Raw genomic sequence first — 25,043 nt, forward strand, 5'->3', positions numbered from 1 at the left:
TTGTTCTGGCTCCTTTGACTAAGTATGTTGTGTGGTCAATTTGATGGTTTTGATCTCGTACGGCAGGAATTGAAGGGTTAACCTTCCTTCCGCGATATCCAGTTGTTCGAGTTCTTCTTCCAAGGCGTTGGATCGATGGACCCTTTCGCAAGGATAAGGCCAGCTCACTGTTGCCGCATCCCGGCCGCCCGCGGACTCATACATCCGAAGGACGTACCCCGTGCCGTCTTCTGCCGGCTTAACGGTATCCAGGATAACGTGATCGCTCTCGAAAGGAATAAACGAATGCACGGCAGGCTGCGAACCCTTCTTCGAACTTGTTCTCACCCATGGCAGATCATGATTAAGCTCGGCTGCTTTGCGGACGATTCCGGCGCTTCTCCAGTCTCCGTTATGCGGATAGAGGGAATACGTGAACTCATGCTCTCCCAAATCCGCCGTGACATCAGGCCATTTCGGCGCGCGCAGCAGCGACAGCCGGATCGTGCTGTCCTGAACATCATATCCGTATTTGCAGTCGTTGATCAGGCTGACGCCGTATCCATGCTCCGACACATCCGCGAAGCGGTGTCCGCAGACTTCATATTGCGCCTGCTCCCAGCTCGTATTGCGATGAGTCGGTCTCTCAATGGTTCCGAACGGAATCTCGTAGGTGGCCTTCTCGGCAACGACGCCGATCGGGAAACCGACTTTCAGCAATTTATGCGATTCGTTCCAGCTGACAAACGTCTTGAAGTCGATCCGTCGGTCATGATGATAAAAAATCATATCCTGCGTGATCTCCGACTGATGAATGCGCCAGCGGAAACGCAGCACATCCTGGACTTCGCCCGCAGACACCAGCTTCTTCTCGATCAGCTCCGCCTCTCCGGCTAATTGCTCCTCGTAACGGGTATCGATATCCCATGCGTCCCACAGCGTCGGACGGTCATGGAAGAAGTGGAAGCGGTTCGCGGCTTCGCCCGGCTTGACCACTTCCCGATGAGCCTCTTTATCCCACAGGCTCGTGATTTCGCCGCGCTCATTGAAGCTGACCTTATAAAAATCCGTTTCCCAGGAATCTGCGAACACTGTAGTAGAATTCTCCGCCACCGCTTTGTTTCCTGCCGGCTGCTTTAACCAAATGGTCTTGTATCCCAAAGCCGGGATGCCTTGAACATAAACATTCAAGCGGTGAGAGACTTTACCGTTCTCTTCGGTTTGGGCATCGTACTGCAGCAGCGCTCCATCTGAATCATACGGAGCGAGTCCCTGCTCTCCTTCAATCGAAATGACGGCATCTCTGCTCCATCCAAGTCCGTTGAAGATGACATACGGAATGCCTTCCCCTTCTGTATCGACCTGGTCCGCCAATACCTGAAGTCCAACATGGAGGCTGTGGTTTCCTTTTTGGAACACCTCTGCGTATTCCTTCTCAGAGGTGACGTAAGACTCCGTAATGGCAGAGCCCGGAATAATATCATGAAATTGATTCAGCAAAATCAACTTCCAGCCGTCATGCAGCTCGCTGACGATGCCCTGCTTCTTCTCGTTGTCCATCGACGGGAAAGCCACCGAGTTCCATAGCTCCGCCTCGCGGAACAGGATTTCCGCTTTCCGGTTATGGCGCTTGTTTCGTGCATGCGTCGTATAGGTACCGCGATGAAGCTCAAGGTATAAGTCCCCGCGCCATTTCGGCAGCTTCGGCTGTGTTTCCTCGATCCCGCCGAAAAACTCGGCAGCCGTGCTGTACTTGCTGGCCGGTTGACCCACCATAAGCTCGGCCCGGTCGATATATTCCAACATTTCGCGGGTTACGCCGCCTCCGCCGTCACCATGTCCATAAAGCAGCATCTGCTCCGGATGAACGGCTCTTTGGCGGTAGGACTGCCAATGCTCGTGAACATCTTTTGGCAGCGTGTTTTCGTTCACGCCGTGATTGAGATAGGATAACATCGGTGTTCCATCGATCCCAACCCAATGGAACAGGTCGTAAGGAAACACATTCGTATCGTTCCAGCCAAGCTTGGTTGTCATGAAATAACGAATGCCCCCATGCTTCAAGATCTGAGGCAGGGATGCACAGTATCCGAACGTATCCGGCAGCCATTCAATATGAGATGTCAAGCCAAACTCTTCTTGATAGAAGCGTTGCCCATACAGCATTTGACGCATGAGGGACTCCCCGCTCGGAATGTTCAGGTCCGGTTCGACCCACATCCCGCCGACAAGCTCCCAGCGCCCTTCCTTGATTCTGGCCTTCACTCTCTCGTACAGCTCGGGATCGTGATCCTTCAGAAATTGGTACAGCAAAGGCTGGCTCTGCGCGTACTTGAATTCGGGATATTCGTTCATCAGCGCATCCATGCTGGAGAAGGTCCGGCTGGTTTTCCGCACGGTTTCCCGGACGGGCCACAGCCAGGCGATGTCGATATGCGACTGACCCACCATATGCTCGGTGCCTTCGGCATGGCCGCCAATGGCAGTAACCGCCTGTTTCAGATCTTGCTCAATCCCGGTTACCTGAGCGCCATCCCGGATGGCGGCGTCATCCAGGCTGACAAAGCGGTCCATCGCCTGATACAGCGCCTCCAATAAGCGGATGCGCCGCATATCGCTATCCGGCAGCAGGACAAGCGAATCCCGAATCACGGTTGCGGTGTACATCAGGCTCTGAACCGGTACGTTCACGTTAACAAGCAAGCTTTGCACCCTAGTAATCGGAGGCTGTATGACAGCCTGCTGATTCAGCGGATCCACCGGCTCCGGAATCGGATCGTACAACTCGATCTCAAGCTCCATATTCATGCCGGTGCGTTTTGGATCGAGCTTGACGAAGGTATGATTTCGGTCCAAGCCCTGATAAGATACTCCGTTTATGCGCAGTAAGCCCTCGCCCCCCGAGTAGAACACAAGTCCCATCGCACCGTCCACCCAGTCCGTGGGCAATTCAAGGTTCCTCCGAAAAAAGTAGGTTGTCCCTTGCGTACTCGGGAACCTGTTGAAATCTTGTCCTTCAGCATAAGGGGCCGTATCTTCGTACACGCCCGGAACCATGTAAGTGGTCCGGGTAATGTTCCAATCTCGAAGTTCCGTCGACTCGAGCCACTGCCGCTCCGACAGTTCGCGTATAAAGCGTCGAATCCGTTCCATTCATTTAACCCTCCTGTACGGTCAGATCTGTACTCAGCGTATCGTTCACATGCCTGCCTAGCATAACACGGAACAGCCCGGGTTCAACCACCTGCCGGAAATCTTGACCGATATATTGAAGCTGTTCCGGACCGATAGTGAATTCCACCTTGCGCCGCTCTCCGGGCTGCAGGAAAATTTTCTGGAAGCCCTTCAGCTCACGCGCCGGTCTCGTAAATTTGCTGGCAGCATCGCTTACGTATAATTGTACAACTTCGGAGCCTTCGCGGTCACCGCTATTTGCAACGTTCACAGAAACAACGGCCGTACCGTCTGTTCCGATCACTTCAGGAGTAATCTGAATATCCGAATAACTGAAATCGGTATAGCTAAGCCCGTATCCGAACGGATAACGCGGCTGAGAATCCTCTTCGAGGTAACGCTTGCCACGCGACCGCTTGCCGTTATAATAAACCGGAAGCTGTCCGACATGCTTCGGTATCGACATCGTCAGTTTGCCGGACGGATTCACATCGCCGAACAAAATGTCCGCTACCGCATGGCCGCCCTCCTGACCCGGATACCACGCTTCAAGGATGGCATCGGCATGCTCGTCGATCCACGGCTCCGCAATTGGCCGGCCGTTGATATACACAACGATCATCCGCTTGCCAAGCTTATGAATCTCTTGGGCCAATTCCAATTGAACGCCAGATAACTGGAGCGTCATCCGGTCGATGCCTTCGCCGCAATCCATGTCACTTAAAGCGTCATCCGTAACCTTTGATGCCCCTGTGCGCAAATCGATCGTGCCTTCGCCAAAGTCGCGTGCGCTGGAACCGCCCAGTACCATGACCACGGTATCGGCCTGATCCGCACAAGCTAATGCCAATTCAAAGCCCTCCCTGGAATCGTCCTTAATGCGGCAGCCCGGAGCATATAATACACGCTTCGCTTCATCCCCCAGTTTCGCACGAATTCCGTCCAGTACGGTGGTCACGCTTGCCGGTGGCTGAGGAGAAGTATAGTCCCCAAGCTGATTGTATCCTTGATCGGCATTAGGTCCAATGACGGCAATCACGCCGCCTTCCTTGGATAACGGCAGGGCCTTTGCTTCGTTCTTAAGGAGAACGATGCCTTCTGCCGCAAGCTGCCTGGCAAGTCCGACATGCTGCTCGGTGCCGATTACTTCCTCGGCTACCTGCGGATCCACATAAGGATTCTCGAACAATCCAAGTTTGAATTTTAACGTCAATACACGGCGTACAGCCTCGTCCAATACGGAGACTTCCAGCTTATTTGACTCGACGGCCTTCAGAAGGTGCTTGCCAAACATCTCGCCCGACATCTCCATATCGATGCCGGCACGAATGGCCTGTACGGCGGCATCCATTCCGTCTTCAGCGGTATCATGGCCGCTCGCCAGCATATCGATGGCACCGCAGTCGGTGATTACCATGCCGTCAAAGCCCCACTCCTTGCGGAGAATACCGTCAAGGAGCTCGGTATTGACGGTGCACGGCACGCCGTCAATCTCGTTATAGGCCGGCATAATGGATGCAGCTCCCGCTTCCACGGCTTTCTTGAACGGCAGCATATCCACTTCCATCAGCTCGCGCGTGCCCATATGCACGGGTCCGGCATTTCTTCCGCCTTCGGAGCTGCCATAGCCCACAAAATGCTTCAACGTCGCCGCAACGCTGCTCGGGCTGTCCAGGGACTCGCCTTGAAGGCCTTCGACCGATGCGACCGCATATTCGCTGATCAGGTATGGATCTTCACCGAAACACTCCTCGGTACGTCCCCATCTTGGATCGCGCACGACGTCGAGGACCGGCGAATAGGTGACCGCTCCGCCCTGGCTGCGTGTTTCCAGCGCGACGGCACGGCACATATCGCGGTATAAATCCACGTTCCATGTGCTCCCGATAGACAGCGGCACCGGGAAGACCGTGCCGCCGATGGCCATATGCCCATGCGAGCATTCCTCCCCGATCAGGATCGGAATACCCAGACGCGATTGCTCAATTGCGTAGCGCTGGATGTGATTGACGGCTTCCGCTCCTTCACGCGGAGAAAGACCGGTCTCAAGTGTTACACCGGTCCATGGATCGGCGCGTAGGGTCCCGTAAAGGGATCCGACGCCGCCATTTTTCACTTGCTCTTTAAATGAATCCGTTAAGGTAATCCGGCCTTCATTCACTTCATAGGTCTTCCAGCCGAACGGCTGGATCAGCTGCCCAACCTTTTCCTCCAGGTTCATCAGGCCAAGAAGATGTTCCACTCTTTCCGTAATGGTTTTACTGGAATCTTTATATGTCATCTCATACCCTCCGGTACATGAAGAATTTATTCTTTAACCGCGCCGATGGTCAGACCTTGAATGAAATAGCGCTGGAAGAACGGATAGGCCAGAATAATCGGTCCGGTTGCCAGAACGACCATCGCCATCCGCGAAGTATCCTGCGGCATGCTCTGCAGAGCGGCCATGCTAAGGGATGAATTCTGAGAGTTCTGCAGGATGAACTGCATGCTGGTCTCAATCCGCATGAGCATGGATTGCAGCGGAACCAGGTTCGGATCATCAATGTAGAGCAATGCGTTGAACCAGTCGTTCCAATACCCCAAGGTGCTGAACAACCCGATGGTTGCCAGACCCGGCAGGGATAGCGGCAATACCAGCTTGTAGAAAATTTTAAACTCGCTCGCACCGTCGATTTTACCGGATTCAATGATGGCATCCGGAACGCTGGTGCTGTAGAAGGTTCGAAGAATCATAATATAGAAAGCATTGACCGCCAATGGCAGGATCAAAGCCCAGATCGAATCTTTTAGGCCGAGCAATTGCGTTGCAACGATATAAGTCGGTACCAGACCCCCGTTAAACAGCATCGTGAAAAATGCAAAGAACGAGAAGAAGTTCCGGTATCTGAACCCTTTACGGGAGACAGCATAGGCATACAGCGAAATAATAAACAAACTGATCAGCGTACCCACTACCGTGACAAAAATCGTAACGCCGTAGGAACGAAGAAGCGTATCGCCTGTCTGGAATACATATTTGTAAGCTTCAAGACTCCATTTCTCCGGCCAGATTTGGTATCCGTTGCGGGCCAGTGAGCCTTCATCTGTAAATGAAATGATCATAACGAATAGGAACGGAAATACACACAGGAACGCGAAAATACCGGCAATCAGGTTGAATACGACATTCCACCCGGATGAAAGCTGATGGAAATCCTTCATCTTGCTTTTAGATTTGAACACATCACATACCCCCTTCTTGGTAGATTGATCGATTAGAACAATGCGTTATCCTTGTCATATTTACGAACGACATAGTTCGATACCATAACCAGAATAAATCCGACTACCGACTGGTACAGACCCGCAGCCGTACTCATGCCGATCTCGCCCGTTGTTTTCAGACCGCGATATACATAGGTATCAATGACGTTCGTTACGGAATACAAGGTTCCCGAATCCCTTGGCACTTGATAGAAGAGACCAAAGTCAGCGTAGAAGATTTTACCGATCGCAAGAAGAGTCAAAATGGTCATCAGCGGTTTCAGCATCGGAAGCGTGATGGCTTTAATCTGCTGCCATTTGTTCGCTCCGTCAATCATCGCCGCCTCGTACAAGGATTTGTCGATCCCCATGATCGCCGCCAGGTAGACGACGCTGTTATAACCTACGGATTTCCACAAACTGATCAACGTCAGGAATATCGGCCAATACTTGGCTTCGGAATACCACTGAACCGGCTCCATGCCGAACCAGCCCAGAATCTGATTCAGCATCCCTTTATCCATGCTCAGGAAACTGAATGCGAAATAACCTACGATAACCCAGGACAGGAAGTACGGCAGAAACATGCCGGTTTGATAGACTTTCGCCAATTTCTTGTTCACGATTTCAGACAATACGATAGCCAGCGCTACGGATAGAATGAGACCTAATATGATGAACACGAAATTATAAAGAACGGTGTTGCGCGTAATGATGTAAGCATCGTTGGTACTGAACAGGAATTTAAAGTTTTGGAATCCTACCCATTCACTATTAACGATACTTGCCCAGAACCCGTCTCGGCTAAAGCGGTATTCCTTAAATGCAATAATGGTCCCGAACATGGGCAAATATGAGAATAAGAGAAACCACAGGGTCCCCGGCAAAACCATGAACAGCATGGCCTTATTCGTCATAATATTTTTGAAAAACTGTCCGATTGCTCTCACGCTTACCCCTCCTCGTGATGTGCATGAAATGAACAAAAGAAGGGCGGTGAACATCCGCCGCCCCGTCCTTGTTCATGCTGCAGCGGCATCTGCTGCCCCTTAGGGCAGGCAGGCCGCTTCATGCATTGTTATTACTTGCTTGCTTTCCAAGCATCAATTTGGCTTTGTGCTTCAGCGATGATCTTATCCAGACCAGCAGCTTTCAGCTTTTCATTCGCTTTTGGCAGGAACTCTTCAGGATTGACGGTACCTGTCATCAGCGGCGCCCAGAACTCTTCTTTTACGTTGTTGACAGCAGCGAGTTCTGTGGATACTTTGGTTGGATCGAAGTTGAAGCCGAGAAGCGGAGCAGGCTGGCCGGACTCGTTAAACTTCTTGAACTCTTCCCATTTGTTCTCAGGATCTTCAGGATTCAAGTAAGTCAGCATGACATTGCCAAGCGCAAAAGTAGGCATGTCGTAGTTTTTCGATTCTGGCAAGTTTTCCATTACGTTCTCGCTAAGCTTCTTGTAGTGCACGCCTTCGATACCGGAGTCAACCAGGTTACGAAGATATACGTCGGTGTTCAGCAGGTTCAGGAACTCCATTGCTTTCTCAGGGTATTTCGAGTTTGCGGAAATCGCTTGCATCGAACCCATAACCGACCAGTTAAAGATGTTTGCATCGCCGGCAGGAGTAGATACGACCGGATAGCCGTAGCTTTGGCTCCACAGGTTGTCCGCGAATGGCTGTGTAGCCGCACGGTCCGTGAACCAGTTGCCGGATGTCATCAGATCTTGCGTCGAAGTTGTTGTTGCAGCTTCTGGGGAGATGTATCCCGCTTTGTAGTACTTGTTCATCAACTTAAGCATATCCAACGTTTCCGGCATTTCGAGGAAGTTCACGACTTTCAGTTCTTCCTTGTCGTCCAGGTATACGGCCATTGGCATTTTTTCGATGATGTAGTCAAATGGAAGCAATGGTCCGAAGTCTTTGCTGATGGCCAAAGGCACGACGTTCGGTTCGTTTTCCTTGATCGTTTTGAGCAGCGGCTCCAAGCTTTCCATCGATTTTACGTTCGAAATATCGAGATTGTATTTATCGAGCAATGTTTTGTTAAAGCGCCATGCTTCTTGAGCAGGAAGTTCTTTGTTGGCCGGAATCGCATAGTTGTGTCCGTCAACCTTGGAACCTTCCAGGAACGCCGGATCAATTGCTTCTTTAATGCCTTTTCCGTGGCTTTCGATCAGCTCGTCCAATTCCATGAATGCGCCTTTACGTGCGTTCTGCACATAATCGAACGCCCATGAGCTTGTGAACAGGATATCCATCGGTTCGCCGGAAGCTGCCATAACCTGCATCTTCTGGTTGTAATCCCCGAAGTCGATCATTTTCATGTCAACGGTTACACCAATCTTCTCAGCAGTGTATTTATTGATTTCTGCCTCAACCTTGTCAACATCCTTTTGAGGTGTTCCGATGGTGTACCAGATCAGCTCAACCGGTTTCTCGGCAGTTCCCCCGCCGTTTCCTGCACTCTCTTCTTTATTGCCTCCGCATGCAGACAACAGCATGGACGCGGACAATAAAAGCGTTAGCGGCAGGAGCCATTTCTTTTTCGATTTACTCATGTTTATCCTCCCTTTTGAATCCTTGTGTCTCTACACATATAAGGTTATCCCATGAAAGCAGTTTCACATAGGCGAAAAATTAAAGGTATTATGGTGAAAATAAAGAAAAAAACTCTGATTCTATCAATCAGAGCATTCCTCTAAAATCCCTCGGCGATACGCCAACGAATTTTTTGAACTGTTTATAGAAATAACCGGTTTCCCAATAACCGACATTTTTTGCGATATCCTGTACTTTTGTCGAAGAGTTCCGAAGCAGCTCCTTGGCCCGCTCAATCCGGTACCGGTTAATGTACTCCGTGAAGTTTTCTCCCGTCTCTTTATGGAACAGATGACCCAGATAGACCGGATGGATATGATAGTTAGCTCCCAGCACCTTCAACGACAAATCCTCGTTGTAATGGTGCTGGATATGATTCAGAATCTGCTGGATGACAGGACTCTTCACGTCATTGTTGAGCGAATCGACCAGCCCGCCGACCCCATCCTTTACCGCAGTGATCAGATCGTCGATCGATACGGAATCCATAATATCGGTAATCGTATTTTTCACGAAATCAGGGGCGGCCGTATACTGGATATCGTTCAGCTCCAGTTTCAGGCGAATGACCATTTCGACCGCGATGCTCTTCAAGGTTGTCGGGTTCATTCCCTGGGTGTGGCGAAGCCGGTCAAAATCGCTGTCGATCAGATCGAACAGCACCTGCTTATCCCTTCCGGCGATGCCTTTGGCATACTCGGGCCACTGTACCGAATAGGATTCCGCCGCTTCTCCCTTTTTGGCCTGAACATCAACATAATCCACGTAGGAGGGCTGCTCCAGAACAAGATAGTATTCCTGGGCTTCCTTGGCATGGAGATAACTGTCCTTGTAATTTCCGCCGAGGCTCTCCACGCTGCCGAGCGAGATGCTCAGCTCTTCTTCATAGCACTGCTCCCGCACCTGCTGCAGCAGGCGGATTGCCCTCGCTTTTTCCGTATCCGGGTCTTTCATCATGAAGATGACCACATGGTCGCCGTCGTTGTCCCGGAAATACAGAACGCCCGGCTCCTGGTCCATTAATTGATACAGGCAGTTCTCCAGCGGCGTGAAGTCCGCTCTCAGGATAGATGCCATAACATAGGGCAAATTGAGATTCAACCCCAGAAGGGTCGCCCGCTCCTCCAGCTCCTCCGGCTCAATCCGGTCGGTGATCCAGCGATACAGGATGTTGCTCCGCAAAATATTGATGTCATACTCGTCCAGTCTCATTTCCCTTCTGGATTTGTTCATTTTATCCGTTGTGCTTGCAATCGTTTCTTCCAGCTCCTTGAGGTTAATCGGCTTGAGCAGATAATTCTCGATCCCGAGCCGCATGCCTTCCTTCAAATAGGCAAAGTCGTCGAAACCGCTCAGGATAATCACCTTCAGATTACGGTTTAATTTGCGTGCGCCCTCGATCAATTCAAGCCCCGTCATCACGGGCATCGATATATCCGTTATAAGAATGTCGACCGGAACGACCGCCATCTTCTCCAGTGCCTGACGGCCGTTCTCCGCATGACCGACCACCTCGATGCCATACTTCGACCAATCCACGACATCAACCAATCCCTCTATAATGAACGGCTCATCGTCCACGATAAATACCTTATACATCGTTATTCAGCTTCCTCTCTGTCACCGGAAATTTCACTGTCACCGTCGTTCCGTTACCCGGCTCACTCTGGATGTCCATTCCGTACGAACTTCCATATGTCAGCTTTAATCGCTCATTCACGCTCCGCAGACCAAACGATTCTCCGCTCGACTCGGCCACATCCAGCCGGGATTTGATTTCCTCGAGCCGCTGCGGTGGGATCCCTTTCCCGTTGTCCTTGATCTCGATATGGACCTCATCATCCTCCTGCGTCGCGTTGATGGTCAGCCAGTTATCGTCCTGATCGCTGCGCAGGCCGTGAACGATATAATTCTCAATCAGCGGCTGCAGCGACATTTTGATCATCGGCACATGCTTGATTTGATCGTCGCAGTGCATTTTGTAAATATACTTGTCCTTATAGCGAATGCGAAACAGCTCCAGATAAAGCCTGCACGCTTCCAGCTCATCCTTCAGCGTATAGTGGGACTTATGCTGAACGATATTCTTGAACAGCATCGACAAGCTGTAGATCATATCGCCGACGTCCTGCGCACCTTGCGAGAGAGCCCTCATTCGAATCACTTCAAGCGTGTTGTATAAAAAATGCGGGTTGATTCTCGCCTGCAGCGCGGACAGCTCCGCGTTCTTCTGGTTAATCTCCGCTTTATACACCTTATCGATGTAACGGGAAAGCTCATCCAGCATTTCATTGAAGCTGCCTGCGATTTGCCCCAGCTGATCGTCCTTGGTATCCTGCATCCGGGCCACGAACTCTCCCTTCTCGACCTTGCGCATAAAACGGATAATGTTATCGGTTCTTCTGGAGTAATTGACGATCATCAGGGAAGGGATGGACACCGCAATCACGATGCATAGCAGGGCCGCAATGATAATGGTGCTCTGCAAGCCATGGAACGATTCCGCGATTTCGCGCTTGGGCGTGATGCCCACCACCGTATAGCCTGCCTGATTATGGGCTGCCGTTGTAATATAGGATTCCTCATCGAGGGTCACGGTTTCCTTGGAATTCAGCAGCTGGTCGGCATACGGATACTTCTCGCCGTAATATTTGCCGGAGGAGTCAAACATCACGCGGCCGTCGCCCGACAACACCAGAACGGAGCCCTTCAGGGAATCGTCGCTGTTGTTCAGCACGGCATCCAGCGCATCCGTTCGATACAAAATAAGCAGCTGTCCCAAATTTTTGTAAGTGGTCATATCATTAATCGGGCTTCGGATCGAGAACAACGGCAATGTCACGTCTCCGGCCAGCTTGCGTATCCATAGATTCGGCAATGTGACGCTCTGGCTTTCGAGCGCCATCACGTCGGGAATGTAGGAATGCGTGGCATTCGCCTGATACAGCCTTGTCATGCTGCCCTGCTTGTACACGTAGACATACTGCTTCTCCGCGCTGTACAGCATGATGTTCTCTATATCCGGATCATCGTCAAGCCTCTGCTTGAAATAAGCGACTACGCTGTCCGAATTGGACTGCCCCCCGCCCGCGATCCGATTCATTCGCTTGGCCATATACTCGTTGAACGAGTTCATGAGAAAATAGGAAGTATCAATGCCCAAAGAGCTGTTGCGGTATAAGTCGTTCACATAGGACTGGGCATTCTCGTATTTTTGATTCAGGTGTCGTTCCACCCGCTCCACCGCACTTCGCTGGATGTCCAGCTCGCTGCGGACGGCCGATTGAAACAAGAAGTAATACATAAGAAACGATAAGGTGACGATGGTAACTACTGCAATCAGGGCGATTAACAGCAGCATCTTGGTAAACATATTATTTTTAATATATTTTAGATATAGCCTTGCGGGAGACATCGGCTTCCCCTTCCTGGTGTAAACGTTGTAACTGCTTAACATATTAAATATAACATCGGCCGACCGTCCTTAACGGATGAAATTTCTACCAAGTCATGAAGGTGTAATTTGCCTATTTTAGAGCATTTTGGGGCCGTTCTCCCCCCTGTTTCATAGCATGAATCTTGAAGGAGATGGATGATCATGCCTCAATACCGCATTATTGTCGATTTGTCCGATTTTCAGCTGCACCTGCTCGACGGCAACATCGTGGTACGCACGTTCCCGGTCGCCATCGGCAAAATGGCTACGCAATCGCCGCCCGGCAATTACACCATTGTCAACAAACAACCGAATCCCGGCGGTCCTTTCGGGGCTTACTGGTTAGGTTTGTCCAAACCCCACTACGGCATCCATGGAACGAATGACCCTTCATCCATCGGACGCTCCGTTTCCCATGGCTGCATTCGGATGTATAACGAGGACGTGGTGGAGCTCGCTTCCCTCGTGCCCATCCATACCAGGGTCACCATACGAAACTAATAACATAAACTGGTGATTTCAAATCCCTCCAAATTGGTTAAATACAAATGTTACATGGTACCCGTGTATTTTACCTACTCGTTGTTATGGAGGGATTGCCCATGATGCAGAGCAAATATTTCAGGACATGCTTTGGCATAATCGCGCTGCTCTTAATCATCTACCTCGGAGCCGAAATCAGCTTTTTGTTTCGCCCCATCGTCTCCATGTTCAACATGCTGATCGTTCCGGTGGCCATGGCCGGCTTCTTCTATTATCTGCTCAGGCCGATCGTGGACTACCTGGAGCGACGCAAAATCAAACGATCCATCGGCGTCCTGATGCTGTATTTCGTGTTTGCCGGTCTCTGCGCGATCTTTGGCATCGTTGTATGGCCGACGCTCCGTGAACAGATCGAAAACTTCATCAGCAACGCCCCCTTCCTGGTTGAGGGCGTGGAGGAGCAGATCGACCAGCTTCAACAAAATCAATTCTGGTCCCGCTATATACCAACGGAATCCGAATTGTCGACCTCCCTGACGGAATACATGAACCGCATCATCACCTGGATCAGCAATTCCATCAATAATCTGATTTCCGTTGTATCCGGCGTCGTTGTCATTATCGCTACGATTCCGATCATTTTGTACTACATGCTGAAGGAAGGCAGCAAACTTCCGCCAAGACTGCTCAGCGTCCTGCCCAGACGATACCGCCGCGACGGCCAGGAGGTGCTGGGCGAGATCGATACGGCACTCAGCAATTTTATTATCGGCAAAGTGATCCTGAATCTTATACTTAGCGTCATGATCTATATCGGATTTTTGATTATCGGACTGCCCTATTCCCTGCTCTTGACGGTGATTTCCTTCTTCTTGAATTTCATTCCATACATCGGTGCACTGCTGGCGACCATTCCAGTCGTCATCATCGGATTTATCGAATCACCCTCCATCGCGATATGGTCCGTCGTGGTCATTGTCATCGCCCAGCAGATTCAAGATAATATCCTGACGCCCGTCATCTACGGGAAACAGCTGGATATTCACCCGCTGACTACGGTTGTCCTCATTCTTGTAGGCGGCGACTTCTTCGGACTTCTCGGCATCCTGCTGGCCATTCCGGCCTACATGATCATCAAAATTGTCGCGGTGCGAATTTATGAGCTGTTCCTCGCCGAAAAAGTAGAGGACGCATGATGGCGCCTCACAGCAAAAAAGGATGTCCCCGCCAACTTTGCGATGGCTAGTGGGACATCCTTTATTTTAAAAGAATCACGCATTGCCGCGCAGGGATCGAACCACGAAATCATGCTCGTCCTTACGCAATATCGTGCCATTCGACAGTGTGACGGTATCCTCATCGTGAGATGTCAGGATGGCCTGGGAAGACACCAACTGGTTGCCCCTCCATACCATGACGCAGGATCCAAAATAAACGGCATTATCGAATTGAATGGTATGACTCACGATATAACCGATGGAGTTCAGGGCCGGATAGGAGTTCCTCGGCATAATTCTATGAATGGCTCGAAACGGAATGATAAGCTCGCCCGGGCCTAGAACCACTTTTTCCTGAACGGGATCCCACCCTTTCAGCACACCTTCAACCGTGCTTTTCGCCCCGTCTAGACGCTGAATGACAACATGACGACCAATCCAATGCTTCATGAAGGTCACCTCTCGCGGATTATTCATCTCCATCGTCCGGCGTGTTCGGGATGTCCCAATTCACCGGATCCATACCCTCTTGCATTAAAAAAGCATTCGATGCTGAAAATGGACGGCTGCCGAAGAATCCTTTGTGCGCTGCAAACGGGCTCGGATGACTGGACTCAAGCACCTTGTGACGGCTTCGGTCTATGAAGGAACCTTTCTTCTGTGCATAACTGCCCCATAATATAAACACTATGGGCCTTTCACGTTCATTCAGTTTCGCGATGACCTTATCGGTGAAGGTCTCCCACCCGATGCCTTTATGCGAGTTCGGCTCGCCCTCGCGAACCGTCAGCACGGCATTGAGCAGCAGAACTCCCTGGTCCGCCCATGATTGCAAGGATCCATGATTCGGGGCCGAAATCCCCAGATCCGATGAAAGCTCCTTATGTATATTGCGTAAAGACGGAGGAATCGTAACCCCGGGCGAGACGGAGAAACTCAGTCCCTGCGCCTGCCGGCGACCGTGATAAGGGTCTTGTCCCAAAATAACGACCTTCGTCGATTGGTACGATGTTTGCTGCAGAGCCCGAAATATATCTTCCTTAGGAGGATACACCGTACTGCGCCGGTACTCTTCTTCCACCCGTTCCATCAAAGCTTGAAAATAAGGCTTATCCACTTCTCCCTGCAGGATAAGGTCCCAATCATTGTTAAACATCCGCATGTCTCCTCTCCCTTCTCCTCACGCAGGTCAGCATGGAATCATAAAAGAAATGCGATCACTTTAATCGGGACGCGGCATCTTCCGCTTAGGTCTGCAGGAACAACGCCCGCTGATGAATTTGCGTCGATTTAAAAAATAAGCCGGCACCCATACAGGGGCCGACTTATTTTGCATCATACCAGACGCTGTTATAATGCCGAGGACGGGGGTCGAACCCGTACGGTAGTCACCTACCGCAGGATTTTAAGTGGTTTGCACCACTTAACGCAGTCCCATTGCGGATTTACAGCGGTTTTATACGTTAAATCGGCGATAGGTACACGAGGACCTCACCGTTAATTTATCCGTGATGTTATAGCGTGCCCCATCGCTACTGTGCGTTTCACGTTTTTCTATTATACGGTAAATATCGCGTTGGTACAAGCAGTTATTATAACGCAAAAAGGCGCAGCCCCGAACGGAGATTAATCCGCTAAGACTGCGCCTATATCGTTAAAATTATTGCGAAATAAAAATCGGACTCCCGAGATAAAAATTTTGCGCGGATTTCTCGTACGCCTGGTGAGCGACTCGATTTCGGTCATGCCCCCCGGTCATACTTTAACGCATTAACGCGCTGGCACTTACACAAAATTCGGATTTTGCTCCTATGTCTGAATCCGATAAACCGCGTGGTTACGCCATTCTCCGTTTTCCGTCCGGATTCAAAACGTAATATTCCGCATTATTCACCGAATATGCACCGTTTATACAGCGAAATGACCGGTTGACCCCCGAGTTGGCAGGCGCGTCCCTGTCGCAGGCATGCGGCGGGTGAAACGCTATTTTTGTCCGCCTGTGTCCGCAAGTAACGCATCTAATTCGTCCAATTCCTGGCGGAGTTCATCGTTAGTTTTATACGCACTTGCGTCCATACTCCGTCTATCTTCGATGATATCCACGTTCTTCACAAGTCCGTTCAGTTTTGCGTACAGTTCCAGTGCCTTCACGGACGGGATTCCGTTATTGCCTCCGCGAATTGCCTTGATTAAGCTGCGGTTAAACTCGTCATGGCGTTCATTTCGCCGCGAATCAGACAGGTGCGCCATGTATGCGATGAAGTCCTCGTCTTGGCGCCATTTATACAGCGTAGACCTGGCGATACCGATATCCTTCGCCAATTCCTGCGACGTCTTTTTCTTAACGCCTTCCGTTAACTCGGACCACTCATTCTCAATGATCCGTTGCGCAGCGATCCGTTGTTCTTCCGATAGTCTTGATTCTAACATAACACGCATCTTACTCATATTGTTTCCCCCTAAATTAAGTGTTTTATTTCGTAATAAGCAGCGCGAGCCTTGGCGTATTCCTCTTCGAACGCAGAGTCATCATACCTACCGACGGATACGTTGCATTTAAAGGAATTGACAACGAAGGTTAAACTACGTCGGTTGTCTTCCGGGTCGTCCATCATATCCAAGACGGTCACACATGCGGCAGCAAATCGCCCTATGTTGAAATGCAGGAGCGTATTGTCTGACGATTTCGGTTCGCGCAGCTTTATGCTTTTAAGAACCTCCGTCATTTCTCGGTATTGGACCAGCTTGCTCGTGTCAATATTCGGTGTTCCGCCAGCAAGTTTAATCTGCAGATACTTAACGGCTATACGTTTAAACGGTAGTAGTCGCGAGTACAACCCGAGTTTAAGCTCCTCCGATCCGTCAATATATGGACGTTCAGCCGGCAAGCCTGTAGCAATCCGTTTATCTCGCGTCCTCTCCTTATGCTCTTCTATTCTCTGCTTTAAACGATCGATATCTACCAAGAACTCTCCTCCTAAAAAGGCGGAACCACTAGCGCAGTGTTAAACGCCAATGATTCCGCAAGTGTTAATTATCTCGCCATCGCATACGCCAGTTGCCGCGCAATCTTTTGTATATCGGCTTCCTCACGTACATGGAACGTATTGCCGGTTATAACAACGTTACCAGAACCGCCGTCACCGTAATTAGCGCCACTCTCACCACGGTACCGTTTAGATTCTTCGCGAGTCAAAACGGACTCACCAGCGTGTAATTTTGCAACGTATCCATTGTACGGAACATTCTGCAATCCGCCGTTATGACCCTTCAAATGTCCGACCAGGGCGTCAACCTGCGAATCCGTTATCTTCGTTGTGTTTGGTACTACTGGCGCGTTGCTTCCTCCGCCGATGACCTTCGAGCTATAGATCGAGTCCGGATTACTCTTCACGCTTTCCCATACGCTTGAACTGTAGCCCATCGCGGCCAGCGCAGCACCACCGCCGAGCACATACGGATTAATCGCTAATGCTGCGACTTTACCGCCTTTACCTCCGCCACCTTTGCCGCCGCCCTTACCTCCGCCTTTATCTCCGCCACCGCCGAACAGTTTAGCCGCAGCTCCACCGCCAAGTAACGTTGCGAGTAACGGATCGGACAGCACGCCCTGGATGATACCGCTGCCGAGCGCAGTGCCTAGCTTAATCGCCGCATCAATTAACGGCTGGGATGCCTTAAGCGCGCCTGCCAACGTGTCTGTTAGGCTCCTCGCTATCCCCGCAACCTTGGCCCTACCGGACTCGTTATACCATGCGGTGAAATCATCAGACAGCTTATTAAAGATATAGCGGACCTTCATCTCCGGTGCGAGACTTTGAAACTCCGGGTTATCGATGAAATTACGGTTAATATAGTCCGTCGCCTTACGTACCATGTTCACGGCACCATTTACCAAACCGCTAAACGCGTCTGTAGCCCATACCTTGAGCTTTTTGAACTTCTCACCGCTCAGATACTTGTTAAAATCCTCGAGCAACGGATTAATCTTGCGCAAGCCCTCCGTGCCCATCTCGCGGAATGCGCGGTTAATCTGGCCGATTGATTTGCGGTACTGGCCGAGCGAAGTTTTCGACTGAGCGTTAAGGAGTTCATTTGTAGCTCCAATTTTATTGAAGTAGGAATCAAGATTCTTTAACTGTTCTTCTAGCGGCAGCTCCTTCCACGCATTCAATACACTACGAGGCATCTCGAATCGTTCCACCAAAGATACGGCGTCGCCCGAGAAATATTCCCGCAATGCATAGGCACCGCCGGTCAGACCTTGCTCAGGATCGATCGCGCCGAGACGTTCGGCCAGGTTAATCATCCGCTCGAGCTGCTTATTATCTTTCGTGGTCGGAATGAACGATTTACCTGCGTCTAGGAAGTCGTCCATCGTGAACATAGAGATATCTGCGCGGCTCTGTACGAAATCGAGGTACTGCCTGGCGTTCTTCTCGCTTTCCTTGCCGAACATCGCCTTGACCGTTACTTCTCTCATCTCGTACTGCGCCGCTGCGCTGATAGTTTTGTCGAATAGCGATTTCGCGCCCCTCGCCGTCAAATAGGCCGCCCCGAGCGCAGCCACTTGCCGAGTTAAGCCCGCCGTTGAACGCGCAGCACCGCTCATCATGCCGGCGCTCGATCTTACGGCCCTTCCGGTGCCCACTGCGGCCGACTTAGCGCGATCTAACATGCGAGTGAGGCTCCGCGATTCTGACGTTACATGCGCCTGTGCTCTGTTAAGAGCATCATTCGCATCTTTGTAGCCCATCGTTGCTCGACGCGCACGTTCTGCGGCTCTATTGACGTCATTAAAAGCCTTACTTGCACCGTCATCGCGAATCTTTATTTTACCAACTAATTCAAACGACAATATAACGCGCCTCCTCGCAATAAGCTAAATAGCGCCGAGACTTCTTAAAAATGCGTTCTCTTTGGCGCCTCCATCCGCGACTCTCGTATCTGTAACTGCGTAGCCCATAGACCGCCGGCAGCAGTCCGAAAATATCAACGTCTTCATACTTTTTGCGAAGCCTGGCGTATTCTTCCTCCGCCGGCTTGCCGTTTATCAGCATGTCGTACAACTCTGCGGATTCGATCGTTAGTTGATCGGCTTTTTGTAAATCAATCACCTGTCACACCTCCGTATAAAGTAAAAAGAGAGACCCCAAGGTCCCTCGTTATCTTCTTATTTTTCCACTTGCGGTTAATCGATCGATTGTTTGCCTAGCCCTGGTGGCGTAGTCAATCTGCTTCGGCATTTGTCTAAATCCGTTATTAAGGTTTGGGTCAGCCCCGTGAAAACTCGATTGCTGCAATTGCTTAACGCGGACTAAAACCGGCAAGTCATCGCCAAATTGGGATATCGCGGTCAGGATGTCTCGTTCGTTGTCCGCATCGATGTGCTCGATTGCATAGTCGATTTCCTCCGGTTTCAATCCGAGTTTGGCGAGCGTCTGACGCTTAATTGCCGTTGTTAACTCGCCTATCTTACCGGTTAAGGCGTCAACCTCCTCCTGCGTGTATGTCTTCTCGACTGGCGGTTGTTCCTCGCCTTCTATTTCCTCCGCGAATAGCTGCAGGTTAAGCGGCAATCTCAATCGTTTACCCATCGGTTATTCACCCGCCTTTAGCGCAGCCATAGCCGCCTCATATTCGCGGTCCGATCTGTACTGACCGAATACCTCTGACGCAAGATAACCCGGCTTGTACGTACGGTGTTCCATCTTAAGGAGACGGTATGGTATATCCGGTGATCCGTCTCTTTGAATCGTAGTCAGCATCTTGTATTCAAGTGCGGAACTGTTATCGCGAAGTGCCGGCAACAGGGAACGGAATACCCCCGCAGACTTACCGCTAACAGATCCGGACGAGTTGACGGTTGCCGGCGCATACTTTTCGATTTCATCAAACCTGCGCACTAACTCAGCCTTTGTAGCCGCTGGCATTGTCGGCAATTGGGTACGGATCATCTCCGCGACATCCTCCGCCTTGCCCGTTCTAAGTTGCAGGAGTACGCCGTCAACAAACGCCTGTGCTTCCGGGGTGGGCGCTTCCGCCTTAAATGCATTTTGCGCCGCAACGACTGTCAGCGCTTTGATCTCCGTTTCGTAGTCCTTTTTTAGCTGCTCGACCTTCTCGTCAAGCGCTTCGCGTGCTTTAAGTACGGAGTATTGCCGCTCATGCGCACTCATGACGGCGTTTTTATCGATACGGTCGGCGTGTTCCTTGTACATTTCGACCGCGCGGTCAATATTGCGCTTTATGTTGTCCAACGTTGGGAAGTCCGCCTTAACAGCGAGCCCTCGCGCCACTAAGTCCTGAGCCTTGTCCGCATCGACCGCGTATGCCTTGCCTTCTAAGCGTCTTGTCTGGTCGTGGTCTACGTGATCTTGAAGCATGTAAACGTTATGCATATACTGTTTCCTCCTCGTATTGTGTTGCGTTGAATAAAGCCCAGTCTACGAACGGCGAACCGTTGGTATTGATGATGCATGTCGCTTCCGGCCCGATCGCATTATGCGCAAACTCTACCGCCTCAGACAGCGAATAATTGACGGCCTCTTCCGGTTTTACATTCGCGTATACTTGTTCAAATTGCGTAGGCTGTTCGTCAATGAAGACGACGGTGTCCGTTGCGTACTCGCAGAATCCGATCTCATAAACCCGATGTAACACGTAGTAATCTGCTGGTTTAGTCATTGGTTTTTACCTCCTTCTTAACTTGGCTCAGTTTCAGTAATTTTGCGGCTAACTGTGACCGCTGCTTCCGCAACTCGTTTAATTTCTTGCTCATTAGTTTCTACCTCCGATTAATGTGATTTTTACGGCCTGTTTGCGGCCCTTTGCGTCTTCCCCGATTTCAAACGAAATTTTCTCCCCATATGAGAGCCACCCGAGGCCGGGGTCGATCGACTCTTTAATATGGAAGAATAGGCGCTCCCCTGTACTACGTACTTCAACAAAACCGTAGCCCGCTGGGTCGTTGTACTTGATTACGGTACCGGTTAATCGATTCGAACTTGTTTCTACCCCCACTGTTACAGTAGCGAGAGCTTTTCCGATGTCTTTGCCGAGGTAACTTGCGGCTTGCTGTAAACTATTTTTGCGAGTGCTTTTTCCAAGGCTTGGTCCTATGATTTCGATCTCTTCCCCTGTTCCTGCCCCGCCACTCCATGTTTTTGTGTTGATAAACGACTTAAATTCTTCGATAAATGATTTCATTCCTCATTACCTCCGTTTTTTATGTTTTGCGGTAACCATCATCGGCGCGAACCTACGTATGAACTCTTCGGAGACCGCCTCGCCGTAATGAATCGTATACTCGGTTCCGTCTTCGTCTCGCAAGGTGACGAGTCTTCGGTAATACTCAATGGGTTCGATTGATACGACCCGTATTTGCTTAGCCACTGACTGCCGCCTCCTCCGAAAATGTCCAGCGCTTCAATAATGCCGCCGCGCACCATAGCCTGTCCGACTCCGTATGTCTTCTTAGGCGATGTTTCCTTGCAAAATTCGATCGTGATTTTTTCAATTAGCCGACATTTCTTAACGTCATCCATGCCGCGCCAGGTTTCGATATTGATCCGGCTGCCGACAAATCTAATCAATTCCTCGTACAGCTCCGGCACCTCATCCGTTGCAAACGGCTCGAATTTAATCGGCCAACGCGCGCCGTAATCTACGCTAATCATTTCGTTCAACTCCTCGTTCTAATCATCTACCTAGCTTTAAGCCATCGTTACCCTACCACCGCAAAATAGCACCTGAGAACCCGCACCACTACGCGGTTTTTCACGCCCTAAAACGTTAGATTTTGGCTGCCCAATACCGTTTCCTAGCCCGATCAGCCGCACCTTGCTTACGTTTTATCTCGCGGCACTCTCCGCAATATTTCGTACGGTTCGACGTCTTAACGATCGGAGTTGAACAGCGCTCGCATGTGGCCGTGTTCTCTTCGCGGTTAAAGTAGCGCGATTCTAATTCATGATCAGTCGGCAACACAGCGCGTTCAAATTCCAGGCACCGCATATCGCCGGCCTCAATGAACGGCAGCGCCTGCGGATCAGTCCGGAACCATTGGCAGCGTGCCTGGCCGTTTGGCTCGTATCGGCATCCGTCAGTACCGGTGAAGGCTGCGCATTGATTGCGGGCGAGTGTTTGGATTCTTTTTAAAATTTGGTCCCCCAAGTCTTGACCTCCGTTTGATTTTTGTGTACTATAATAATGGGTAAATATAATCTTTTTCATATGATGATTTCAAAAAAAATATGAAGGACGCCAATTAATGCGCCCATTTCTCCGACTCACGTGCTCGAGCAATCGCTTCGTCTATCTCATCGCCAGTACCAAAAACCTGCGCAATCTTAATCCGCATATCTCTTGTAACCCGTCGTTGGCCGCTTTCGATACCGGAAATAAGCGACGGACTAACGCGTAATTTTTCCGCAAACTCTGACTGCGTCAGGTTCTCCTTAATTCTAATAGCACGGACTGCAAACCCATTCATTATCACAAACCCCCTTAATTTTATAGAAATAACACACTATAGGCATAAGAAATAAGGAACATCCGTTCCCAACTATAAGGATAAATGTCCGAGGTGTCGACAGCTCTTCCACTCTTCTGTTAGAGGCTGATCTCGAAGATTATACGTTACTACCTCCCCGGCCAGCTCCTTCCCTTCCTTCTGCGAACGCCAACGTTTATGATTGTTTGGATAATACTGGCGGTCTGAGTCCATCGTCACATTCGTAGGTTTACGTTTACCTCGTTCTTGCTTAATCCTAGCGCGATCTGCAGCTTCTATTACATCCGCGCGAACGGACTCTCCCCGCGTTGTTATTTCGTACAATTCTACCGGAGAGTAGAACGGGTATTCCTGCGCCTGCCGTTCGCGATACCGCTTGAGTCTATCGTCATCGTTGCGTTCGACTCGCTTACGAATGGCATCCTTTTTGAGACGGCATTTATCTCCGCATACTAATGCGTTAATGGCTGGCGATGTGTCGATAAATTCACAGCGACAGGTCTCGCATACCTTAAGCCGACGTCTCTCCTTTTCAGACAACCCTTCCCTGATGCATTCAAGAAAGTAAACGTAGTCTAAGTAAGCACGAGCTCCGGCTCCTAGTGGTGGATACTCTTCATCCTCATCAGCTTCTATCTTGGCCTTATCGCGCAGTGACAGCCCCTTAGAATGATCTTCCGCCAACAAATAATCCGTAAGCAGTTCGAGCGATTGGCAGGCGTTAAGTGTACGCAGCTTAGGACGGCGAGCTGGCTTTCTGTATTCCGTAACGTAACCGTCCGGCTGTGTCTCCCGAAAGTACCGATCGGAGATATCGGCCATATCCGCGACAATAGCTGTCCGGTCCGTTTGCGAGGTTCCCGCATAAAGACGGTAGTGCTTCCGCTTTGTGTTCGGCAGTGCAGCGCGGACTTCCGCCGGCATCTTAGACGCGTGGAGTGACGAGAAATGTTCGCTGTGGCGGCGAAATACTTCTTTGCGAGTTATTGGTCGTGCAACAGGTGCGATTGTGGCCATGTTTAATTCCTCCCCTTAAATTTCGTATTTACTCCACGCAATCAACAGCGAACGCATTCGGCTCGATGGAATGTACAACTTTATCGGTTCCCCTTTGCGGATACGCGACCGCCATATCCATTGAAGCAAGTCGGACACCGCTAATAGGTCTTGATTAATCGGTATCCCCCTATCCTGAAAGAACACACTCTCGTACGGATGCATGTACCGGTTAAACACATATGCAAGCGCCCATCGATCCGCATACTCATTCGTTGCTCTCGCGTTACAATGAAGGAACGACTTCGTATACCCCTTTCCGCTTAGCCGCGACCGATAATCCTTTTTAGTCGTCCATAAAATCTCGTGACTTGCGGCACCGCATATATTACGAAAAAAGTTGTTGAGATTCCGTTTGACTTGCGCGAAAACATCTGCACTGTAAAAGCTGAATCGACTGCTACTAAACGCATTATGCATATCGCCAACTGAGTTCATCGGCCCCTTGTGTATATCGATCAAGCGGATAACATCTTCTCGTCTTTCGTTTTCGCGGCAATAATCCGCCAACGCATAACGACCGCCCTCCGCATTTCTAACGGACTTGTATTCGTAACTAATTCCGTGCAGATCGTAATAGTAACGCTGTAGTTGTCCGTCAAAAAGATATGTCATGACGATGACACGATCGAAGGCGTTAAATATCGCGGGCGGGAACGTCCATATAAAGAAATTGTCCCGATGACAAAAGAGATTGCCGGCCTTGGCGAGATACTTAATATCGTTGAAGCGCGTCTCAGTGATCCCTTCGTCGGCCCATATGACGCGGTTGTCCTCTACTTTTATTCGTTCAGATTTCAGAAGCGTCTGAATGTCAGCGCGGCTTATGTTCACCGCCTCGATCACGTCCATGACTTCATCAAGTATAAGAGTGTAACCAGCCCCGGTAAGTAGTTCAGTCAGCTCCTCGTCAGCCGTCTGAAATAGCGAGTGAGTGGCCGCAATATCGTCGCCCGCCGCAATGCACGCCTTGAGACTGTGCATCTTTTTCCGCGCATGATTCCGGTTATTTGGTTCGATAATTCGCCGCGATGTTACCGCCCCTTTAATACGCGATATCTCGTCCAGGTACGGCGTAATATAGATGAAACGTTCCTGCGCCGGCGCTTCATTGATATGCTGGATCGCCCACGATGTTTTTCCGCTTCCCATTATCGAGTCAATTACCGTTACTTGTGTCATATGACCGCCTCCTTAAATTTGGTGCTACTACTCCAAGCGACTTCTTTTCGTGTGACTTCGTTAAAGACTAGCGTGCCTTCTATAATATTGCCTACATGAGATACGTCTTGGGATCGCTCCATGGCTTACCCGCAGTGATTCGTATATCCGATAAC

24 protein-coding genes are annotated in these 25,043 nt (G+C 50.3%); 3 read left to right on the forward strand and 21 right to left on the reverse strand.

Annotation, left to right across the window (positions count from 1 at the left end; genetic code table 11):
* Positions 1-18 precede the first annotated feature (18 nt).
* The 7 genes from AC3RCL_RS20985 to AC3RCL_RS21015 form a co-directional block, all read right to left on the reverse strand.
* Entirely contained in the window at positions 19-3,132 is a 3,114-nt protein-coding gene (locus tag AC3RCL_RS20985; RefSeq protein WP_492531734.1) for an alpha-mannosidase, read from the reverse strand.
* 4 nt (positions 3,133-3,136) lie between these two features.
* Positions 3,137-5,434: a glycoside hydrolase family 3 N-terminal domain-containing protein gene (locus AC3RCL_RS20990; protein WP_492531736.1), complete on the reverse strand. Its 2,298-nt coding sequence runs from the start codon at positions 5,432-5,434 to the stop codon at positions 3,137-3,139.
* Positions 5,435-5,460: 26 nt separating this feature from the next.
* Positions 5,461-6,357 carry a carbohydrate ABC transporter permease gene (locus tag AC3RCL_RS20995; RefSeq protein ID WP_164817402.1) on the reverse strand — a complete coding sequence of 299 codons (897 nt, stop codon included), beginning with the start codon at positions 6,355-6,357 and terminating at the stop codon, positions 5,461-5,463.
* 53 nt (positions 6,358-6,410) lie between these two features.
* On the reverse strand, positions 6,411-7,340 hold the full coding sequence (locus AC3RCL_RS21000; RefSeq protein WP_165789694.1) for an ABC transporter permease: 930 nt from the start codon (positions 7,338-7,340) through the stop codon (positions 6,411-6,413).
* Between the two features lie 140 nt (positions 7,341-7,480).
* Positions 7,481-8,959: an ABC transporter substrate-binding protein gene (locus tag AC3RCL_RS21005; protein WP_458714232.1), complete on the reverse strand. Its 1,479-nt coding sequence runs from the start codon at positions 8,957-8,959 to the stop codon at positions 7,481-7,483.
* Positions 8,960-9,086: 127 nt separating this feature from the next.
* Complete coding sequence (locus tag AC3RCL_RS21010; RefSeq protein ID WP_009589604.1) at positions 9,087-10,598, reverse strand: response regulator transcription factor; 1,512 nt, start codon at positions 10,596-10,598, stop codon at positions 9,087-9,089.
* Positions 10,591-12,414 carry a sensor histidine kinase gene (locus AC3RCL_RS21015; protein ID WP_456289759.1) on the reverse strand — a complete coding sequence of 608 codons (1,824 nt, stop codon included), beginning with the start codon at positions 12,412-12,414 and terminating at the stop codon, positions 10,591-10,593. The genes AC3RCL_RS21010 and AC3RCL_RS21015 overlap by 8 nt, the downstream gene beginning before the upstream one ends.
* Positions 12,415-12,597: 183 nt before the next feature.
* Here AC3RCL_RS21015 and AC3RCL_RS21020 point away from each other — a divergent pair, with 183 nt between their 5' ends.
* Positions 12,598-12,936 carry a L,D-transpeptidase gene (locus tag AC3RCL_RS21020; RefSeq protein WP_036671045.1) on the forward strand — a complete coding sequence of 113 codons (339 nt, stop codon included), beginning with the start codon at positions 12,598-12,600 and terminating at the stop codon, positions 12,934-12,936.
* 101 nt (positions 12,937-13,037) lie between these two features.
* On the forward strand, positions 13,038-14,114 hold the full coding sequence (locus AC3RCL_RS21025; protein ID WP_433939077.1) for an AI-2E family transporter: 1,077 nt from the start codon (positions 13,038-13,040) through the stop codon (positions 14,112-14,114).
* Between the two features lie 75 nt (positions 14,115-14,189).
* Here the strand turns inward: AC3RCL_RS21025 and AC3RCL_RS21030 are convergent, their stop codons facing one another.
* The 11 genes from AC3RCL_RS21030 to AC3RCL_RS21080 form a co-directional block, all read right to left on the reverse strand.
* Complete coding sequence (locus AC3RCL_RS21030; protein WP_433939076.1) at positions 14,190-14,585, reverse strand: hypothetical protein; 396 nt, start codon at positions 14,583-14,585, stop codon at positions 14,190-14,192.
* Positions 14,586-14,604: 19 nt separating this feature from the next.
* Complete coding sequence (locus tag AC3RCL_RS21035; protein WP_492531740.1) at positions 14,605-15,291, reverse strand: uracil-DNA glycosylase; 687 nt, start codon at positions 15,289-15,291, stop codon at positions 14,605-14,607.
* Positions 15,292-16,118: 827 nt separating this feature from the next.
* Complete coding sequence (locus AC3RCL_RS21040) at positions 16,119-16,583, reverse strand: phBC6A51 family helix-turn-helix protein (protein ID WP_492531742.1); 465 nt, start codon at positions 16,581-16,583, stop codon at positions 16,119-16,121.
* Positions 16,584-16,594: 11 nt separating this feature from the next.
* On the reverse strand, positions 16,595-17,101 hold the full coding sequence (locus tag AC3RCL_RS21045; RefSeq protein WP_492531744.1) for a hypothetical protein: 507 nt from the start codon (positions 17,099-17,101) through the stop codon (positions 16,595-16,597).
* A 68-nt stretch (positions 17,102-17,169) separates the two neighbouring features.
* Positions 17,170-18,993, reverse strand: a complete 1,824-nt coding sequence (locus tag AC3RCL_RS21050; RefSeq protein ID WP_492531746.1) for a hypothetical protein — start codon at positions 18,991-18,993, stop codon at positions 17,170-17,172.
* Positions 18,983-19,252 (reverse strand): hypothetical protein, encoded by a 270-nt coding sequence (locus AC3RCL_RS21055; protein ID WP_492531748.1) that lies wholly within the window; start codon positions 19,250-19,252, stop codon positions 18,983-18,985. The genes AC3RCL_RS21050 and AC3RCL_RS21055 overlap by 11 nt, the downstream gene beginning before the upstream one ends.
* Before the next feature lie 48 nt (positions 19,253-19,300).
* On the reverse strand, positions 19,301-19,732 hold the full coding sequence (locus AC3RCL_RS21060; RefSeq protein ID WP_492531750.1) for a hypothetical protein: 432 nt from the start codon (positions 19,730-19,732) through the stop codon (positions 19,301-19,303).
* Positions 19,733-19,735: 3 nt separating this feature from the next.
* On the reverse strand, positions 19,736-20,395 hold the full coding sequence (locus AC3RCL_RS21065; protein WP_492531752.1) for a hypothetical protein: 660 nt from the start codon (positions 20,393-20,395) through the stop codon (positions 19,736-19,738).
* 133 nt (positions 20,396-20,528) lie between these two features.
* Positions 20,529-20,822: a hypothetical protein gene (locus AC3RCL_RS21070; protein ID WP_492531754.1), complete on the reverse strand. Its 294-nt coding sequence runs from the start codon at positions 20,820-20,822 to the stop codon at positions 20,529-20,531.
* A gap of 93 nt (positions 20,823-20,915) precedes the next feature.
* Positions 20,916-21,344, reverse strand: a complete 429-nt coding sequence (locus AC3RCL_RS21075) for a cold-shock protein (protein WP_492531756.1) — start codon at positions 21,342-21,344, stop codon at positions 20,916-20,918.
* A 38-nt stretch (positions 21,345-21,382) separates the two neighbouring features.
* Entirely contained in the window at positions 21,383-21,814 is a 432-nt protein-coding gene (locus AC3RCL_RS21080) for a hypothetical protein (protein ID WP_492531758.1), read from the reverse strand.
* Positions 21,815-22,106: 292 nt separating this feature from the next.
* On the opposite strand from AC3RCL_RS21080, the gene AC3RCL_RS21085 reads away from it, so the two are divergent.
* On the forward strand, positions 22,107-22,295 hold the full coding sequence (locus AC3RCL_RS21085; protein WP_492531760.1) for a hypothetical protein: 189 nt from the start codon (positions 22,107-22,109) through the stop codon (positions 22,293-22,295).
* Between the two features lie 109 nt (positions 22,296-22,404).
* On the opposite strand, the gene AC3RCL_RS21090 is transcribed toward AC3RCL_RS21085, so the two are convergent.
* The 3 genes from AC3RCL_RS21090 to AC3RCL_RS21100 all read right to left on the reverse strand — a co-directional run bounded on the left by AC3RCL_RS21090 (position 22,405) and on the right by AC3RCL_RS21100 (position 24,888).
* Entirely contained in the window at positions 22,405-22,629 is a 225-nt protein-coding gene (locus tag AC3RCL_RS21090; RefSeq protein WP_404564300.1) for a helix-turn-helix domain-containing protein, read from the reverse strand.
* Positions 22,630-22,701: 72 nt separating this feature from the next.
* Positions 22,702-23,667, reverse strand: a complete 966-nt coding sequence (locus tag AC3RCL_RS21095) for a hypothetical protein (protein ID WP_492531763.1) — start codon at positions 23,665-23,667, stop codon at positions 22,702-22,704.
* A 15-nt stretch (positions 23,668-23,682) separates the two neighbouring features.
* Positions 23,683-24,888: a YonV family putative phage-derived protein gene (locus tag AC3RCL_RS21100; RefSeq protein ID WP_492531765.1), complete on the reverse strand. Its 1,206-nt coding sequence runs from the start codon at positions 24,886-24,888 to the stop codon at positions 23,683-23,685.
* Positions 24,889-25,043 lie beyond the last annotated feature (155 nt).

Source organism: Paenibacillus sp. MT86, from assembly GCF_058792535.1.

Excerpts from the sequence above, each read along its gene's own strand:
- AC3RCL_RS21040 (WP_492531742.1), bottom strand. The coding sequence starts at position 16,583 with ATGAGTAAGATGCGTGTTATGTTAGAATCAAGACTATCGGAAGAACAA.
- AC3RCL_RS21075 (WP_492531756.1), bottom strand. The coding sequence starts at position 21,344 with ATGAAATCATTTATCGAAGAATTTAAGTCGTTTATCAACACAAAAACA.
- AC3RCL_RS21015 (WP_456289759.1), bottom strand. The coding sequence starts at position 12,414 with ATGTCTCCCGCAAGGCTATATCTAAAATATATTAAAAATAATATGTTT.
- AC3RCL_RS21010 (WP_009589604.1), bottom strand. The coding sequence starts at position 10,598 with ATGTATAAGGTATTTATCGTGGACGATGAGCCGTTCATTATAGAGGGA.
- AC3RCL_RS21030 (WP_433939076.1), bottom strand. The coding sequence starts at position 14,585 with ATGAAGCATTGGATTGGTCGTCATGTTGTCATTCAGCGTCTAGACGGG.
- AC3RCL_RS21100 (WP_492531765.1), bottom strand. The coding sequence starts at position 24,888 with ATGACACAAGTAACGGTAATTGACTCGATAATGGGAAGCGGAAAAACA.
- AC3RCL_RS21020 (WP_036671045.1), top strand. The coding sequence starts at position 12,598 with ATGCCTCAATACCGCATTATTGTCGATTTGTCCGATTTTCAGCTGCAC.
- AC3RCL_RS21005 (WP_458714232.1), bottom strand. The coding sequence starts at position 8,959 with ATGAGTAAATCGAAAAAGAAATGGCTCCTGCCGCTAACGCTTTTATTG.
- AC3RCL_RS20985 (WP_492531734.1), bottom strand. The coding sequence starts at position 3,132 with ATGGAACGGATTCGACGCTTTATACGCGAACTGTCGGAGCGGCAGTGG.
- AC3RCL_RS21095 (WP_492531763.1), bottom strand. The coding sequence starts at position 23,667 with ATGGCCACAATCGCACCTGTTGCACGACCAATAACTCGCAAAGAAGTA.
- AC3RCL_RS21060 (WP_492531750.1), bottom strand. The coding sequence starts at position 19,732 with ATGGGTAAACGATTGAGATTGCCGCTTAACCTGCAGCTATTCGCGGAG.
- AC3RCL_RS21025 (WP_433939077.1), top strand. The coding sequence starts at position 13,038 with ATGATGCAGAGCAAATATTTCAGGACATGCTTTGGCATAATCGCGCTG.
- AC3RCL_RS20995 (WP_164817402.1), bottom strand. The coding sequence starts at position 6,357 with ATGAAGGATTTCCATCAGCTTTCATCCGGGTGGAATGTCGTATTCAAC.
- AC3RCL_RS21090 (WP_404564300.1), bottom strand. The coding sequence starts at position 22,629 with ATGAATGGGTTTGCAGTCCGTGCTATTAGAATTAAGGAGAACCTGACG.
- AC3RCL_RS20990 (WP_492531736.1), bottom strand. The coding sequence starts at position 5,434 with ATGACATATAAAGATTCCAGTAAAACCATTACGGAAAGAGTGGAACAT.
- AC3RCL_RS21080 (WP_492531758.1), bottom strand. The coding sequence starts at position 21,814 with ATGATTAGCGTAGATTACGGCGCGCGTTGGCCGATTAAATTCGAGCCG.
- AC3RCL_RS21085 (WP_492531760.1), top strand. The coding sequence starts at position 22,107 with ATGATCAGTCGGCAACACAGCGCGTTCAAATTCCAGGCACCGCATATC.
- AC3RCL_RS21035 (WP_492531740.1), bottom strand. The coding sequence starts at position 15,291 with ATGTTTAACAATGATTGGGACCTTATCCTGCAGGGAGAAGTGGATAAG.
- AC3RCL_RS21070 (WP_492531754.1), bottom strand. The coding sequence starts at position 20,822 with ATGACTAAACCAGCAGATTACTACGTGTTACATCGGGTTTATGAGATC.